We start from the raw sequence: 16,561 nt of genomic DNA, 5'->3' as shown, positions 1-16,561 counted from the left end.
GCGTGACGTCGCTCGTGAGGGAGCCGCCGGGCGCCGCGGGGGTCGGGACGCCGTCGGCGGCGCGCACCGCGGGGAGTTCCGGCGCGGGGGTGGGGACGACCGCGGCGTCCGGGCCCCGGACGCCGGGGACGCCGAGGGCGGAGCCGTCGCCGAGCGGCTTGGTGACGCCCGGTGCGGCGACGGAGATGTCGTCGCCTGCCCGCGCCCCCGCGTGGCCGACCGATCCGACGTCGACGATGGTGAGCTTCTGGTTGACCTGGTTGAGCCAGTCGGGGCTGACGGCACCGGGGGTGAGGGAGCCGGAGGTGATCGACCCCGGGGTGACCGCGCCGGGGGTGACGGAACCCGGCGTGGACGCGTTGGTGAGGCCGGGCGTCGTGCTGCCCGATCCGCTGATCGAGCCGGGCGTCGCCGTGCCGGGCGTGACGGAGCCCGGGGTGACCGTGACGGAGCCGAGGGCAGCTCCCGGGGCGACGCCACCGGGGGCGATCGCGCCCGGGGCGACGGCACCGGGGGTCACGGCGCCCGGTGCCACGGCCCCAGGGGTCACCGCACCCGGGGTCACCGCGCCCGGGGCGACGACCGGCGGTGCCACCGCGCCGGGGGTCACCGCGCCGGGGGTCACCGCGCCGGGGGTCACCGCGCCGGGGGTCACCGCGCCCGGCGTCAACTGCCCGGGCGGGACGCCGCCGACGCCGACCGCGCCCGGTGTCGGGACACCGAGGTCGGCCACCGCCTGCGGCACACCGGCGGGCGTGACGTGGGGCGCGGCGATCACACCGGGGGTGACGGCTCCCGAGGGCACCGAGCCCGGGGTGATCGCGCCGGACAGCCCGCCGGGGGTGACGCCGCCGGGCGTCACCGCACCGGGGGTGATCGCGCCGGGCGGCAGCGCTCCGGTGCCTACGGCCCCCGGCGCCACCGCTCCGGGGGTGACGGCCCCCGGGGTGAACGCGCCGGGCGAGATGCCCAGGCTCATGGCACCGACCGTCACCGTGGCGGGGGTGATGCCGACGACCGGCGGGGTCGTCATGCCGAGACCGCCGGGGGCGAGCGCACCCGGGGCGACGGCGCCGGGGGCGAAGCTGCCGGGGGCGAACGTGCCGGGCGCCACCCCGCCCGGGGCGAACGTGCCGGTCGTCACCGCACCCGGGGTGAAGGTGCCGGGGGTCACCGCGCCGGGGCTGAAGGTGCCGGGCACCACCGCGCCGGGGGTGATCGCGCCGGGAGCCAGCCCCCCGGGGGCGATCCCGCCGACACCGATGCCGCCGGCACCGATCCCACCGACGCCCATCGCGCCGGGCGCCGGCATCGCGGGGGTGAAGGAGACGCCCGCCGCGGCGGGCGGCGCGTCGACGATCCGCGCGCCGACCGAGGGCATCTCGATCTGCCCAACGGGGATCTGCACCGCCCCTGCCGCACCGACGTTGATCTGGCCGACGCCGACCGCGGAACCGTTCAGCCCCACGCCGATGTCGACCGCAGGCATGTTGATGGCCGGGGTGGTGACCCCGGCGGCGGGCACCTGGACCGGGGAGCCGAGCGCTCCCCCCGGGGCCGGCACCGAGACCTGGCCGATGCCGGACAGCGCGGGGTTGTCCACGCCGCCGGTCGCCGGACGGACCGTCGAGGGCATGTCCACGATGGCGGTGGAGACCGAGGGCATCTCGATGCGGCCGGCGCCGACGGTGCCCCCGAGGTCGGCGGTGTTGATCGTCACCGGCGTGGTGGTGGGGCCGATCCCGATGGAGCCGGCCGCCGGGGCGACGACGAAGTTGCCGTTCGGCGCGACCGGCGAGAAGTTGCCGAGCGTCGGCGGGACCCGGGTGCCGCCGATGCTGACGTCCACGATGGAGGTGCCCGGCGGCGGCGCCATGATCGGCGTGCCGTTCATGTTCATCCCGATCGACGGGACGGTCACCGACCCGGGGGCGATGCTGCCGATCTGCGGCATCGCGCCGATGGACCCGGGGGTGAACGAGCCGGGCGCGGGCGGGGTGATGGCACCGCCGATGCCCCCGGCCCCCGGCACCGCCGGGGGCGTGAACGAGCCGACGCCGCCGCCGAACTGCGGGACGGTGGGCCGGCCGACCTGGCCGAGGCCGCCGAAGCCGCCGAGTCCGGGGGGCATCGTCGTCACACCGGAGGGGACGAGGATCGAGCCGAACGCCAGGTCGGTGCGGATACCGGAGGTCCCCGGCCCCACCCGGAACAGGTCCATCGCGCCGGCGCTCACCCCGGAGACCTTGCTCGCCGCGCCGAGGAACTGGCCGCCGTCGTAGCCGTAGCGGAACCGGCCGAGGAGACCGCGGTCGATGAGCCCGACCCGCGCGGCGCCCCGCAGCCCCAGCACCGCGATCTCGTCCGCGGCAACGGGGGTGACGAGCCGCAGCCAGTTCCAGCCGGCCATACCGCTGACCATGGAACGGCCCATGTTGGCGCCGAACCGGCCGATGGTCATGACACCGCGGATCGCCGCGAAGGTGAAGCCGCCCATGTTGGTGATGACCGAGAAGTTCGCCGCCTGGTGCATGTACCGGAACGGCGCGATCGGCCCCATGGTGAAGATGCCGTTGGAACCGCGGATCCACGTCGCGGCGCCCCGGAAGGAGTTGCCCAGGCCGTACATCAGGCGGGTGCCCAGGCCGAAGCCGTTGGCGCCGAGGCCGAAGAACGTCCGCATACCGTTGATGCCCGAGCTGCCGAGACCGCGGAGACCGGTCCACAGCTTGCCGATGTTCAACCCCTTGGTGGTGGGGGCGATGACACCGACGATCGCCAGGACCAGTTCGGTCACACTGGCGTCACCGCGGGAGAAGTCGACCGCGGTCTTGATGAGCAGGGCGATGTTGAGGCCGATGGCGAGCAGCGCGACCGGCCCGCCCAGCAGGATCGCCGGGATGATGAGGATGATGGCGATCCACTGGAGCGCCTTCCAGAACTCGTCGCACGGGTCGATGACGGTCTGGATACTGCTCGCGGCCTCGCGGATCGCGGCGGCGGCCACCGCCGCGGCGGCGTCCACGTTGCTCTCGGCGTCCTCGGCGATGCCCTGCTGGGTGGAGCGGCCGGACTCGTCGTCCTCCTCCAGCCCGGCGGCCTCCGACAGAGCGTCGTCGGCCCGCCGCTGCTCGGTCCGCAGCACCTCGGCGTAGGTGCGCAGCGCGCCCTGGGTGGCCTCCTGTGCACTGCGGAAGGAGGCGACGTAGTTGCGGAGCTTGCCGTCGATGGCGTCGCGCAGCGCGTCGGCGGTCTCACCGATGAAGGCGCCGTTGGTGGTCTGGAGGACGTCGGTGAAGCCCTGGTCGATGGTCTTGGCCATGTCGATCAGCTGTTCCTGATCGGTGATCAGCTGGTCGATGCGGTCGGCGTCGCCGGGGGTGGGGTCGCTGCTGCGGCCGAGAGCGCTCCAGTCGTCGGGCCTGGGCATCGTGCCGGGTCCCTCCTCCGCACCGTCTGCGACCGCTTCCGTCTCCTCTACGCACGGGAGCGCCCGCCGGTTCAACGGAGATCACGAAAAGATTCACGAGCCGCGCCGCACCGCGCCGCAGCGGGGTCGGTCGGGTGCGGGGAGTGATCCGCGCCGGGAATTGAACCGGTGGGCACCCCGGTGCGTAGAGAGGGTGGAACGGGCCCGCCGACGGGCGGGCCGGGCGCGTCTCTCACGCGGTGCGCCAGGACTCGTACGACACCGGCGGGAGGCCGACCGTGGCGGACTTCTCCATCGACTACTCCGCCCTGCACCGTGCCCAGGAGCAGATGAAGTCACTGGCCAACACGGCGGACAGCGGTGGCGCGTCCGGCGAGTTCAAGACGGTGGGCGAGTCCACGCCCTCGGAGCGCCGCGCGGTGTTCGGCAGCACCGAGCTGGGCACGGCGTTCAACCGCTTCTACGAGAACTCCGCGAAGCGCGCCAAGGAGGCGAAGGACGGCCTCAACGAGCTGGCGGAGATCTTCGCCAGCGTCTCCAACGTCTTCTTCGAGGCGGACGCGCAGCTGGCCGGCGGCAGCGGGGTGACCAGCCAGGCGCTGGGCATCAGCAACTGGCGCACCTCCAAGGCGCAGTGGGACGCGTGGGACGCGGCCACCGAGGAGTGGAACGACTACCTGGACGAGATCGGCGCCAAGGAGTACTTCGACGCCAATCCCGACGCGGACATCGGCCAGGTCTGCCGCGCCGACTCCCCGCCGGAGTTCTGCGAGACCTGGCGCGAGGACACCGACGCGCCGTCCCCGCCGGGGGACAAGCCGGACGGCGAGCGCCCCTCGGACGAGCCGCCGACGGAGTTCTCCTTCGAGGACGAGAACGGCCTGACCAACGTCAAGGTCGAACTCGACGACGACTACAACATCATGAAGGAGACGACCGAGGTCACGACCACCGACGGGCAGTCGTTCACCTCGGAGACCGTCTACGAGACGTCCCCGCAGTACGTGACGAAGGACGGCATCACCTTCGACGCGCGCGACTTCACCACCACCACGACCTACGCCGACGGCACCACGATCACGTCCGAGGTCACCATCGAGGAGGACGGGTCCGGTGTGATGGTCTCGACCGACGGCGACGGCGAGGTCACCCGCTACACCCGGGCCGGCGCCGGTCCGGACGACAAGTGGGAAGAGGAAGACTGATCTGCCGCCCCGCGCCCCTCGGGCGCGGGGCGGACATCCCGATACAGGCACCGCACGACGAGGAGCACTTGCCATGGCGGCGAACATCAGCCTCAGCTACGCGGAGATCGAAAGGGTCTCCAACAAGCTGGACAGCGCGGTGGAGGAGACACTCGTCCCCCGCATGACCGAGGCGAAGACCGAGGTGGACAACCTGCTGGCCAGCGCGCTGGTGCTGGTCGAGGCCAGCCCGGCACTGCAGCAGCAGTACGACCGCTTCACCACCGAGCTGACCAAGGCCACCGACGCGATCACCCAGTACGCCGAGCAGTTCAGGGAGATCAAGCGGCAGGTCGAGAACATGGACAAGGAAGTCGCCGACAAGGTCCGCAGCGCCTGACCGGCGGTGCCGGCGGCGCCGGCCACCCCTCCCCCGCTTCCCCTTTTGCCCGAACCGACGTGGACCCGGTGAAGACCGGCACGTCACCTATCCGACGGAGGAACCGTGTCGGACGCAGCCGATGTCAAATTTGATTACGCCGAGATCACCCGTGCCACCTCGGTCATGGGTACCAAGCTCGACGACATCAGCGACGAGCTGAGCAACCTGCGCGACGAGGTCGACGCCCTGCTGAAGAACGGCATGGTCTTCGACCAGGCGAGCCCCGCGCTCACCGAGGCCTACACCCAGTTCACGCAGCAGCTGACCGAGTCGGCCGGTGCGATCAAGCAGTACGCGGAGACCTTCGAGAGCCTGTCGAAGGGCATGCAGGACTCCGACTCCGACATCGCCCAGGCGGTGCGCGCCAACATGTCGTGACCGCTCCCCCTTCGGGGGACGGGACCGGGGGCGGTGCGGCGGGAAGCCGCACCGGCCCCGGTGCGTTCGTGCGGGGTGCCCGGCCGGTGCGGCCGGGCGCCCCGCCGGGCGTCAGCCCTCGAACACGGTGAGCGGGACCTGCACCGCCACCGCGAGGCCGCCCGGCCCGGCGGTCCACCCCCGTCCCGGCACCAGCGGCATCCGGACCTGGTCCGCGGAGAGCCGGGCGCCGATGAAGTCGCCCTCGGTGATGGACTTCGGGCCCAGCAGGATCGCCTGCCGGGACCGCCGGGCGGCGGACACCCAGCCGAGCGCGCCGAAGGAGTCGGCGGAGCCGGCCAGGACCAGTCCCTGGCCCGCGTCGCGGCCGGATACGGCGAGGCGTCGCAGCAGCTTGTCGGCCCGGGCGTTGATCAGCAGATCGGCGTCGTCGACGACGACCACCGTCGGGCGGCCCTTCTGCTCGTCCAGCGCCGCCTGGAGCTCGTCCACGGTGGGGTCGGGGTCCGGCAGGACCCGCGCGAGGTCGTGCACGCCGAGCCGCCGCAGCGGCGAGTCGCGGGGCGTGATCACGACCAGCGAGGTACCACCGACCAGCAGCGAGACGCACATGGTCGCCAGGGTGGTGGAGCGGCCGGAGCGGGCGGGACCGACGACCAGGTAGCTGCCGCCGCCGGCCGCCAGGTCCTGCCCGAGCGGCGTGGCGCCGTCACCGCCGACCCCGACCAGCGCCCACAGCGGGCGGCGCAGCTTCTCGGGGATGCGGTCGGCGACCTCCTGGTAGCCGATGAGGGTGGGGAGTTCGGCGACCCGGAACGGGCGGCGCGCGGCGGGCACCTTGTTGTCGCGGTCCCGTGCCTTGCGGGCGATGCGCCGCAGCGCCTCGGCCTGGTCGGGCGCGGGGCGGTCCCCCGCGAGGACGGCCTGCTCGATCTCGGCCGCCGCGTCGGTCCCCTCGGCACCCTCGGTGGTGACCGGCGGGCCGGGCAGCAGCGCGATCTGCGCCTCGACACCGCCCGGGGCGTGCCAGCCGCGGCCCGGCGGGACGTGGTCCGGCACCTGGTTGCGGTTCATCCCGGCCAGCTGGTAGTCGGTCTTCTCCGCCTGACGCAGCAGCAGCCGCCGGTCGTTGTGGGCGGCGAGACGGCCGCCGAGCAGGATGCGCTCGGAGGTGGCGACGACGTGGATGCCGGCCGCGGCGCCCTCGCGGAGGAGTCGGACGATCTCGCCGTAGAGCCGCCCGCCGTCGTAGTCGTCGAGCATGGCGCTGAGGGCGTCCCAGCCGTCGATGAGGAACAGGATGTGCGCGGGGCGCTCGGCCTCGGGGAGCGCGGCCCGCAGCTCGGCGATGCCGGCGCAGCCGCGGGAGGAGAGCTCCCGCTGGCGTTCGGTGAGTTCGGCGGCGAGCCGCAGCAGCAGCCGCTCCAGCCGCTCCGAGTCGTGCCGGGGCACGATCGCGCCGGTGTGGGGCAGCTCCTCCAGCGCCAGCAGGCCGCCACCGGCGGCGTCGATGCCGTGGACGTGGAGGTCGGCGCTGCTGAGGATGGCGGCTGCGGCACCGGCCATGGACCGCAGCGTCTGGGTGCGGCCGGAGCGGGGCGACCCCACGACGTAGAGGTGCCCGAAGTTCTCCAGGTCCATGGTGCCCAGGCGGCGCTCCTGGAGGTCCGGCAGGTCCAGCAGGGCGTACGGCACGACCGGGAGCGCCCCGGCGCGCGGCGGGGGCGCCGGCGGCAGGTCGTCGAGGTCGATGAGGCGGGGCAGGGCGGGCAGCCAGGGGCTGGGCTGCTGCGCGAAGTCCGGCAGCCGGCTCGTCGCCTCGGTGATGGCGGTGACCAGGGCCCGCAGGTCGGTGGGGGGTTCTTCCCCTGAGGTCGGCAGCAGGGTGTCGTCGTGGTCGTCGCCGTTGTGCTGCGGGGCGCGCCCGAGCCCCTGCCAGGTGAGGCGGGTGCCGCGCACCGGTCGGGAGTCGGTGGTCTCCACGGGGGCGGCGGCGGAGGCGCCGTCCATGGGGCGCTCCGCGCCGGCCCACGCCGACTGCACCGGAACGGCGGCGGTGGCGCCGCGGCGGACCAGGGCACGGCCGGGGGTGGCCGCGGAGATGTTGGCGGCGTCGGGCGCGTCGATGATGTCCTGGCTCTCGGCGCGGTCGGTGACCCGCAGCGAGATCCGCAGGTTGGTGTTGGCCTTGATCTCGTTGTTGACCGAGCCGCCGGGCCGCTGGGTCGCGAGGATCAGGTGGAGCCCGAGCGAGCGGCCCCGCTGCGCCAGGTTGACCATGCCGGGCACGAAGTCGGGCAGTTCGCGCACGAGGGTCGCGAACTCGTCGATGACGATGAGCAGGCGCGGCAGCGGCGGCAGTTGCGGGTCCCGGGCGCGGCGGGCGCGGTACTCGGCGTGGTCCTTCGCCTCTGCCGCCGCCAGTACCCGTTCGCGGCGGCGGAGTTCGGCCGCCAGGGAGGCCAGGGCGCGCTCGACGAGGTGCCCGTCGAGGTCGGTGATCATGCCGAGGGTGTGGGGCAGCCGGGAGCACTCGCGGAAGGCGCTACCGCCCTTGTAGTCGACCAGGACGAAGGTGAGTTCGTCGGGGCGGTTGACCGCCGCGAGGGAACCGATCATCGTCTGGAGGAGTTCGGACTTGCCGGCGCCGGTGGTGCCGCCGACCAGGCCGTGCGGCCCGTCGCGCACCAGGTCGAGCCGGAACGGCCCCTCGTAGCCGGCGCCGAGGACGAAGGCGGTGTCGGCGGGGCGCCGGTTCCAGCGCCGGAGCAGCGCCTCGGCGTCGGGCGGCTCCTGGTCGAGCAGCGGCAGCAGCCGCACCTCGTCGGGGAGGCCGGAGGAGCCGTCCGGGGTGACGTCGCGGACCGGGGAGAGCGCCCGCGCGACCTGCTCGCACCAGTCGCGGGTCACGAGGTCGGCGCGGAGGTCGTCCAGGGGCGGGGCGCCGGTGACGCGCACCGATATCCGGCCGCCGGTCGCGGTGACGACGCCGGTGCACTCCTCGGGGAGGAGCCGTTCCCGTTCGTCGACGCAGAGGCTGAAGACGCGGACGGCGGGACCGGTGGTGAGGATGTCGATGACACCGGGCACGTCCCGCAGCCGCCGCGCCCCGTCGAGGACGACGAGGACGTCGGCGTCGCGGTGCAGTGCGGCACCCATCGGGGAACGGGCCGCGTCGGTGCGTGCCTTGATGTCGGCGAGGAGTTCGCTGACGCGGTGCGCGGTGGACTCGGGGTCGTTGCCGAGGTGGATGACGGGCCCGTCCTCCGAGCCGCCGCGGCGGTTGCGCAGGTGCGGCAACCAGCGGACCCACGCCCAGTCCTCGCGGTGGCCGTCGGAGGTGAGGACGACGATCCGCAGGTCACGGGGGCTGTGGAGGACGGCGCTCTGCGCGACCGCCCAGCGGGCGACGGCGCGGTGGCTGTCGTCGGGGCCGGTCAGACCGAGGACGCCTCGGTCGGTCATCTCCAGCGCGAAGGGAACGTCGGCGAGTCGCCAGTGGACGGTCTGGTGGTTGCTCTCGCGCGCGGAGTCGGTGATGCGGCGCAGCGAGGCCCGGGTGATGGTGCCGAACCGCAGGGCGAGGTGGTCCGGGTCGTGGCGCCTTCGCTGCCAGAGCAGCGCGCCGGGGCCGGTGGCCGTCAGCAGCACGGTGGCGGGGTCGGGGAAGGTGACGTTGCGCAGGGCGCGTTCCTCGACGCTGGCCTGCCGGACCTCGCGCTCCAGGGAGGCACGGCGCAGGCGGAACAGCCGCAGCGCGTCGGCGTGGGCGCGGCGGCCGTTGCGCCGGCCGGCTATCCAGTTGCCGAGCGCCATCAGCGGGGTGAAGAAGATGAAGATGAGGAAGTAGAAGCTGCGGAAGAGGCTGACCATGACCATGCCCATGATCAGCGGCATGAGGACCATGAGCAGCGGGAACGCACGGTCGCGCGGTTTGGTGGGCGGGCCGGGCATCCGCAGGGAGTCGGCGTCCAGGTGCGGCGCGATCCGCGGCGGGCGGTTGTACTCCAGGCCGATGCCGTCGGCGGCCGGGTTGACGGCCGCGTCCGGTTCGCTGACCGGTCCGAACCGCAGCAGGTGGTCGCCGAGGGCAAGGTCCGCGTAGGGCGGCCACTCCTCGGAGTCGTCCCCCGGCGGGGGCAGCACCCCCGGCGGCGGGGGCTCCTCGGGGACGGGCAGTCCGTCGGGGCCGGGCGCGTCCGGCGGCTCGGTGTGCCCGCCGGGACCGCCGTCGTGCGGGCCGGCGGGCTCCTCGTCGGTGAGCGGGGTGCCGGTCTCGGGGTCGACCGGCGGCGGCGGGGTCAGCGAGCGCAGGCCGCACCGGGCGGGGTTGGCGTCCGGAGGCAGCAGGAAGGTGAGGGTGCCGTCGGTGCGCACGGTGATCCACACCCCGCCCTCGGGCGCGCCGCCGTCGGGCAGCCGCAGGACGCAGCCCCGGTCGGTGCCGGCCTCGTGGCTGCCGGGGCCCAGCCGCCACACGGTGCCGGAGCCGGGGCCGGAGACGTGGCGGATCTCCACGAGCGCCGGTTCGGCCTCCGGCGGGTTCCAGGCGGGGAGGCGGTTGTCGGCCGGGAGGGGTGCGCCGAGGCCGAGCACGGCGCCCTCGCGGATGCCGCTGCGGGCGACGGGGAGTTCGGGGCGCAGCGCGCGGCCGTCGAGGTACAGGACGGGCGGCGGGCCGTCCTCGGCCCGGGTCTCACCGGCGAGTGCGGTGGCCAGGCCGCCGACGGTGGCGTCGGTCGGCAGGTCCAGCAGGTGGTCGGTGTGCCGACCCTGGGGGTCGGCGGTGGTGAGGGTGAGGTCCACGGTTGCTTCCAGTGGGTCGGGCGGGGCCCGGAGCGGTCAGGGGCGGTGCGTGGAGCGGGAGCTGCGGCCGGGCGGCAGGGAGCCCTCGTCGTCGGCGGTGCCGCCGGGCGGGGCTGCCGGCGACGGCACGGGGGCCGGGGCGGGCGCCGTCGTCTTGGTCAGCGCGATGCGGTGGCGGGGGTCGATCACCGGCGCGTTGCGGCGGGTACGGGCGCTGCGCGCCGCGGCCGGCGCCTCGGGCTCCGCGAGGACCACGGGCTCCTGCTGCTCCTCGACCGCCGGGGCCGCGGTGGTGACGGTCTGCCGGGTCGGGGCGCCCGCGGCCGGGACGCCGGTGACGACGCCCTCCTCCTGGAACAGCTCGCTGCCGGTGAGCCCGTCCGCTCCGGCGCCGGCGGGCGGCGGCGGGGGCAGCGGCGGGAAGAGGCTCAGGGTACGGGCGACGGCGCGGCTGAGCGCGGCGGCGTTGGCGAGCAGCGGCGCGCCGCTGATCGCGACCCGGCTGTGGCGGTCGGTGAAGACCCGTCGGGCGTGGCCGCGGCCCGGGCCGTTGACCAGGACGCGAATGGGGGGCCGGCCGGCGTCGGGCGCGGCGGTCAGCTCGGGGGGAAGCGGGTCGGGGAGGGTGGCGGCGATGAGCACCGACGGCAGCACCGGCATGCCGGTGACGTCGTCCCTGGGGGTGGTGGGTGCGCCGAGGGCCGCCAGGGCGGCGCGGTACGCATCGCGGACCGGCTCGCCGGGGAAGCGGGGGTGGACGTCGCCGGCGACGGTCACCATGCCGCGCGGCATGCGGGCGTCGAGCTGCGCGCCGAGGACCTGGACGAGCACGGAGGCGTTGCGGGCGTCACCGGTGACGGAGGTGACCGCCGGTCCGGTGGCGAGGTCGACGAAGACGCAGCCGCGGTGGCGTTCGCCGACGGCCGCCAGGACGGGGCACGGGCCGCCACCGGCGGGGGCGATGGCGGGGAGGTCGGCGCGTTGCGCGACCCACTCCCCCGGCGCGTCGGGGTCGGGGTACCAGGGGCCGGGCGGCTCAGGGGCGCCGGGGGCCGCCGCGTGGCCGGCGAGCATGACGCGGACCCAGTGCGCGTCGACGCGCACCGCGTAGGGGACGGAGCCACCGGCGGCGGCCTCGCGTGCGGTGAGGACGGCGAGTTCGGCGTCGCGCCAGGTGGTCGGGGCGCCGAGGAGCCCCGTCAGTCGCCGCAGCGCCCTCCGGTAGCGCAACCAGGCGCGGGGCGGCGCGGCGAAGGCCAGCACCGTGGCCTGGAACTCACGCTTGATACGGCGGCCGACGACGCGCCAGCCGCCTCGCTTCTTGACCTGCCAGCGCAGCAGCAGGAAGAGGATGAGCAGGGTGCCGAGGATCCCGCACCAGCGGAAGATGGTGTCGCGGTGCTCGGCGAAGAAGGCGAACGGGTCGACGGTCCTTCTCATGCGGCGTTCTTCTCCGGGGCACGGTGGGTGGGCCGACCGGCGGCGCGGCGGGCCGCGACCGGGCGGGTGGGGTGGTCATCGTCGCTCACGACCAGCTCGCGGCGCAGGGCGCGTACCGCGTAGTGGACACGTGACTTCACGGTGCCGGGCGGTACGCCCAGTTCCCGCGCGGCGTCGGCGCACGACAGGTCGCAGAGCATGACGGCGGCCACGGCGCGGCGGTGGTCGGGGCTGAGCCCGGCCAGGGCCCGCGCGACGGCCTGTCGGGTGGCGACCGACTCGGCGACGTCCGTCTCGTCGGGGCGGAGGACCAGCTCCGGCGGGAACTCACCCATGGGGACCGCCCGGTCGCGGCGGTGCGCGTCCACCGCGAGGTTCCGCGCCACCCGGTAGAGCCAGGGGGCGAGGTGGGCGTCGGAGGGCGCCGCGTCGGGAGAGAGCCGCCAGAACCGGAAGAGGGCCTCCTGGGCTATGTCCTCCGCGCGGTGCCGGTCGCCCGTGAGCCGCTGGACGTACTGGACCAACCGCGACCGGTGGTCGAAGGCGTCGTGCAGCCGGACCTCGGCGGCTGCGGTGGTGGGGGGCGTGCGCATCTGGGATCGGGCTCCGTCCTGAGGTGACAGCCGAAGGCTGTGTACGCGCCAAGCCTCGATCGCTCGAATGTCACTCCGGTAACCATACGATTGACACGAGGAGTTGCACCGTGCGCGGATGATACTGCGTGGCGAATACCTGTAAAGAGACGGGTGCGGGCAGCGAACGGGCACGTCGCCCCTCGTCACGGGCCCGACATGACGGCGCGTCGCACAGCGGCGGGCCCGTTCGGCCACGGTCCCGGCCCACGCGCATCGGTGACCCTCCGTGACGTTCGACCGGGGTGTGTCGACAGTCGCACGCCTGCCCGGTCGGCGTGCGCGCCCTGCGGTGCACCTCGGGTTGACAGCCGTCACCCCCGGGTCACCGGAGGTCGGCACCGCCGGTGACCGGTTCCGGTGTGCCCGGTGGCCGGCCGCCGGGCACACCGGGACCGGCGGTGCGGGCACCATCCGGGCCCGCACCCCGGGCCGTTCGGCTCTCCGGGGGTCCACGACCGCTCCGCCGATGCGCCGGGAGAGCGCCGACCGGTCCGCCCACCGGGGTGCGTTCTGGGGTGGCAGTGCCTGTTCGCCAGGCGTGTCGCGGCAGGAGAGGCGCCCGTCGTGGTCTGCTGTCGCGGCACTGTTCCGGAACCCGCCCGCCTTCTGCCCGTTTCCGGGCACGTCGGGCCGCGACGTGTACGGAGGACTCGGTGACCTCACTGGCCCGCTGGGTGGTACGGCACCGCTGGTGGGTGCTGGCCGGATGGGTACTGCTGACGGTGCTGGGCGCGACCGCCGCCCCGAAGGCCACCTCCGCCCTCGGCTACGACTTCTCGCTCCCGGGCCGCAGCGCCTCGGAGACCGACGAGGAACTGCTGCGGCTCTTCGGCTCCGGCGGCGAGTCGGCGCCGGTGCTGCTGGTGGTCGACGGCGGCGGCGAGCCGGTGCCCCGGGAGGCATCGGCAGCGGTGGAGGCCGCCGTGGCGGCGGCGGGCGGACAGGTCGGCGGTCGTGTCGTCGGCTTCGGTGACCAGCCCGCGCTCCGCTCGGACGACGGCCGCCTCGGGGTCGTGCTGGTCTACCCCGCCCCGGTACCCGGGGAGCAGGCGTACGCGGCGGCGCTCCCCGCCCTGCAGCGGGCCGCCGACACCGCCGCCGACCGCACCGGGCTGACCGTCACCGTCACCGGCCAGGACGCGCTGGTCGACGACAGCGGGGGCGGCGGCTCGGGCGCCCTCGCCGAGACGGTGCTGGGCGCGGCGGGCGCACTCATCGTCCTCACCGTGGTCTTCGGCTCGTTCCTGGCGCTGACACCGCTGGTCGTGGCAGCGGCGTCCATCCTGACCACGTTCCTGCTGCTGTGGGGGCTGACGGCGCTGACCGACGTGTCGTTCATCGTGCAGTACCTGCTGGCGCTGATCGGCCTCGGCGTCGCCATCGACTACGCGCTGCTGATTGTGACGCGTTGGCGGGAGGAGCGGGGCAACGGTCTGCCGAACGACGCGGCCGTCAGCCGCGCGCTGGCCACCGCGGGCCGGTCCGTGGTGTTCTCCGGGGTGACGGTGGCCGTCAGCCTGGCGGCACTGATCGCGCTCCCGGTGCCGTTCCTGCGGAGCGTCGGCTACACGGGCCTGCTGATCCCGGTGGTGAGCGTCGTGGCAGCGGTCACCCTTCTCCCGGCGCTGCTGGCGGTGGCCGGTCCCCGGCTCTCCTGGCCGCACCGGCGCCGCTCCTCCCCCGACAGCCGGCTCTGGCACGGGGTGGCGTCCACGGTGGTGCGGCACCGCTGGATCGCCGTCGCCCTGAGCGCCGCGGTGCTGCTGGCGCTGGCGGCACCGGTGCTCGGGCTGCGGCTGGGGCAGCCCAGCAACGACTCGCTGGTCTCGGCCGGTGGGCCCGCCGCCGCGGCGCTGGAGCAGGTGGAGCGGTCCGGCATCGGGGACGGCGTCACCGCGCCGGTGGAGATCCTGACCGACGACCCGGCGGGCGCGCTGCGTGCCGCCACCGAGGTGGCCGGTGTGGCCGGCGGGGTCGCCCCCGGGACGTGGCGGGCCGACGGGCTGTGGGCGGTGGACGTCTGGACGGCGGCCGATCCCGCCTCGGGCGACGGTGAGCGGGTCGTGGCCGAGGTACGTGACCGACTGGAGGCCCGCGGCGATCGGGTGGGCGGCATCGGGCCGCAGAACGCGGACTTCGTGGACGCGGTCTACGGCAACGCCTGGTGGATCGCGATCATGATCGTGCTGGTGACGTACGTGCTGCTGGCGCGGGCCCTGCGCTCGGTGCTGCTGCCGCTGAAGGCGCTGGTCCTGAACGTCCTGTCGATCGGCGCGGCCTACGGGGTGACGGTGCTGATCTGGCAGCACGGGTTCGGTACGGAGCTGCTCTTCGGCCAGACCGCCTCGGACTCGCTGACGGTGTGGGTGCCCGTCGCGGTCTTCGCCTTCCTCTTCGGCCTGTCGATGGACTACGAGGTCTTCCTCCTCTCCCGGATCCGTGAGGAGCACGAGGCCGGGCGCGACACCGACACCGCGGTGGTGCGGGGCGTGGCGCGGACGGGGCGGCTCATCACCTCCGCCGCCCTCATCCTCTTCCTCGCCTTCGTGGCGCTGTCCCGGGCGCCGGGGACCGACGTGAAGATCCTTGCCACGGGCCTGGCGCTGGGCATCGTCATCGACGCGACCGTGGTGCGGGGCGTGCTGGCTCCGGCGCTGGTCGCCGCGATGGGACGGGCCAACTGGTGGTGGCCCTTCGGCGGCCGGACCGGGCCGCCCGCACCCGCCCGGCCGGACGACGGGGAGCGGTGACCGGGCCGGGCCAGGGGCGGGGACGGGCCGGCGGCCTCGTCACCGACCGGGGAAGAGTCGCGGGATGACCCGGACGTAGACCACCATGCCCGTCACCTCGACCAGCGTCTGGAGCACCATCACCACCGCCGCGACGGCGAAGGCGTCGGGAAGCGCCAGCGCCAGCGGGAGCAGGACCAGGCCGTTGCGGGTCGCCCCGGTGAAGGCCAGGGCCCGCCCGTCGGCGGGCTCCAGTCGCAGCAGCCGTGCGACGACGGCTGCGAGCAGCGGCATGACGACGAGGAACCCGACGAAGAACGGCACGAGCACGGCCACCTCCCCCAGCCCGCCGTCGAGCTGCGGAACCTGCGACCCGACCACCAGCAGCAGCGTGGCCGCCATCAGGGGCACCATCGCCGCCTCCACGCGCTCGGTGACGACGGCGCCCGCCCTGCGGCGGGCGGACCATGCCTGCGTGGCCCAGGCCAGCGCCAGCGGAACGACGATGAAGACGACGAACGCCTCGACGAACGGCCGGGTCTCCACCACATCGGCCAGCCCGTCCCCCAGGAAGAGCAGCAGGAACACCGGCAGCAGCAGCATCTGCACCACCAGCAGCAGCGGGGTCGCCGCCAGCAGCCGCCGGTCGCTGCCACCGGCGAGCCGGGTGAAGGCGATCACGTAGTCGATGCAGGGGCTGAGCATCACCAGCAGGAACCCCAGGCGGACCGCGTCGTCCGCGGGCAGCAGCGGGAACGCGGCGGCCACGACCAGGGGGACGAGGACGAAGTCGACGACGAGGACGGCCACCAGGAAGCGGCCGGCGCGCAGCGAGGCGAGTAGCCGCGACGCCGGCACCTGGAGGAAGGTGGCGTAGAGCAGCGCGACCAGCACCGGCGTGATCCCGACCTCCAGCGCCGGTCCCGCTGCGGGGACGGCCAGGCCGCACAGCAGCCCCACGGCGATGGCGGCGACGTAGACGGCGACCTGGTGGTGTTCCATCCGCGCGACGAGGGTGCGGGGCACGGTGCGACTCCGGGAGCTTCGGGGGGGGCGTGGTTCGGGCGGACGTGATGCGGGGCGGGGCGTGGTTCGGGACGGGGCGGCGGGTGGGCGCCGGTCGGGCCGGGTGGGCCGGGTGGGGCCTTCAGCGGGCGGCGGGAGCGCCCAGCGGGCGGCCGGGCCCGGGACGGCCGAGGACGTCCAGGTGGACGGGGCCGTCCTCGTGCCGGACCCGGTGTCCACCCGCGGTGCGGCCCGCCGGCAGCCCCTCGTGGTGCCGCGGCGTGCCGGCGGGGACGCCGGTGCCGTCGGCGAGCTGCGGAATCCGGTACACGCTCATACCGGCGACCGTAGACCCTGCACTCGACTGGACGGTCACGCCGGGGTGGCCCACGGGCGGGCCGCGGCGGCCGTCGCCTGCTGCCCGCCGGTGAACCCCGGCGCGGCGTCGGTCCGGCCTGTGCGCCGCCGTTCGCACCGAGCGCCGCGGGCCGTCACCCGGACCGGCACACCGA

General features: G+C 74.8%; 9 protein-coding genes and 1 pseudogene. 4 read left to right on the top strand and 6 right to left on the bottom strand.

All coding sequences use genetic code 11. The annotated features are described in order from the left end of the window. A pseudogene (locus tag HCJ92_RS14275) lies at positions 1 to 3,430 on the bottom strand (hypothetical protein); the annotation flags it as partial. A gap of 239 nt (positions 3,431 to 3,669) precedes the next feature. On the opposite strand from HCJ92_RS14275, the gene HCJ92_RS14270 reads away from it, so the two are divergent. The 3 genes from HCJ92_RS14270 to HCJ92_RS14260 all read left to right on the top strand — a co-directional run bounded on the left by HCJ92_RS14270 (position 3,670) and on the right by HCJ92_RS14260 (position 5,434). After that, positions 3,670 to 4,635 carry a serine/arginine repetitive matrix protein 2 gene (locus tag HCJ92_RS14270; protein ID WP_338054181.1) on the top strand — a complete coding sequence of 322 codons (966 nt, stop codon included), beginning with the start codon at positions 3,670 to 3,672 and terminating at the stop codon, positions 4,633 to 4,635. Positions 4,636 to 4,708: 73 nt separating this feature from the next. Then, positions 4,709 to 5,014, top strand: a complete 306-nt coding sequence (locus HCJ92_RS14265) for a M3 family metallopeptidase (protein ID WP_167933955.1) — start codon at positions 4,709 to 4,711, stop codon at positions 5,012 to 5,014. Positions 5,015 to 5,119: 105 nt separating this feature from the next. Then, complete coding sequence (locus HCJ92_RS14260) at positions 5,120 to 5,434, top strand: WXG100 family type VII secretion target (protein WP_338054180.1); 315 nt, start codon at positions 5,120 to 5,122, stop codon at positions 5,432 to 5,434. Positions 5,435 to 5,545: 111 nt separating this feature from the next. On the opposite strand, the gene HCJ92_RS14255 is transcribed toward HCJ92_RS14260, so the two are convergent. From HCJ92_RS14255 to HCJ92_RS14245, 3 genes are read right to left on the bottom strand one after another with little or no spacing between them, the layout of a single operon-like run. Next, positions 5,546 to 10,240: an FtsK/SpoIIIE domain-containing protein gene (locus HCJ92_RS14255; RefSeq protein WP_167933954.1), complete on the bottom strand. Its 4,695-nt coding sequence runs from the start codon at positions 10,238 to 10,240 to the stop codon at positions 5,546 to 5,548. Between the two features lie 36 nt (positions 10,241 to 10,276). Beyond that, entirely contained in the window at positions 10,277 to 11,680 is a 1,404-nt protein-coding gene (locus HCJ92_RS14250) for a hypothetical protein (protein WP_167933953.1), read from the bottom strand. Further along, the gene (locus HCJ92_RS14245; RefSeq protein WP_167933952.1) at positions 11,677 to 12,273 is read right to left on the bottom strand and encodes a sigma-70 family RNA polymerase sigma factor; all 597 of its coding nucleotides are present in this window, start codon (positions 12,271 to 12,273) and stop codon (positions 11,677 to 11,679) included. Before HCJ92_RS14245 ends, HCJ92_RS14250 begins: the two co-directional genes overlap by 4 nt. Positions 12,274 to 12,968: 695 nt before the next feature. On the opposite strand from HCJ92_RS14245, the gene HCJ92_RS14240 reads away from it, so the two are divergent. Further along, positions 12,969 to 15,065, top strand: a complete 2,097-nt coding sequence (locus HCJ92_RS14240; protein ID WP_167933951.1) for an MMPL family transporter — start codon at positions 12,969 to 12,971, stop codon at positions 15,063 to 15,065. Positions 15,066 to 15,104: 39 nt separating this feature from the next. Here HCJ92_RS14240 and HCJ92_RS14235 read toward each other — a convergent pair whose 3' ends face one another. Then, positions 15,105 to 16,046: an arsenic resistance protein gene (locus HCJ92_RS14235; protein ID WP_167933956.1), complete on the bottom strand. Its 942-nt coding sequence runs from the start codon at positions 16,044 to 16,046 to the stop codon at positions 15,105 to 15,107. Between the two features lie 145 nt (positions 16,047 to 16,191). Continuing rightward, entirely contained in the window at positions 16,192 to 16,386 is a 195-nt protein-coding gene (locus HCJ92_RS14230) for a MerR family transcriptional regulator (RefSeq protein WP_167933950.1), read from the bottom strand. Between the last annotated feature and the right edge of the window lie 175 nt (positions 16,387 to 16,561).

Source organism: Streptomyces spiramenti (assembly GCF_012034385.1).
In the GTDB taxonomy this organism is placed as follows: domain Bacteria; phylum Actinomycetota; class Actinomycetes; order Streptomycetales; family Streptomycetaceae; genus Streptomyces; species Streptomyces spiramenti.
This window is presented reverse-complemented; position numbering and strand designations above follow the sequence as displayed.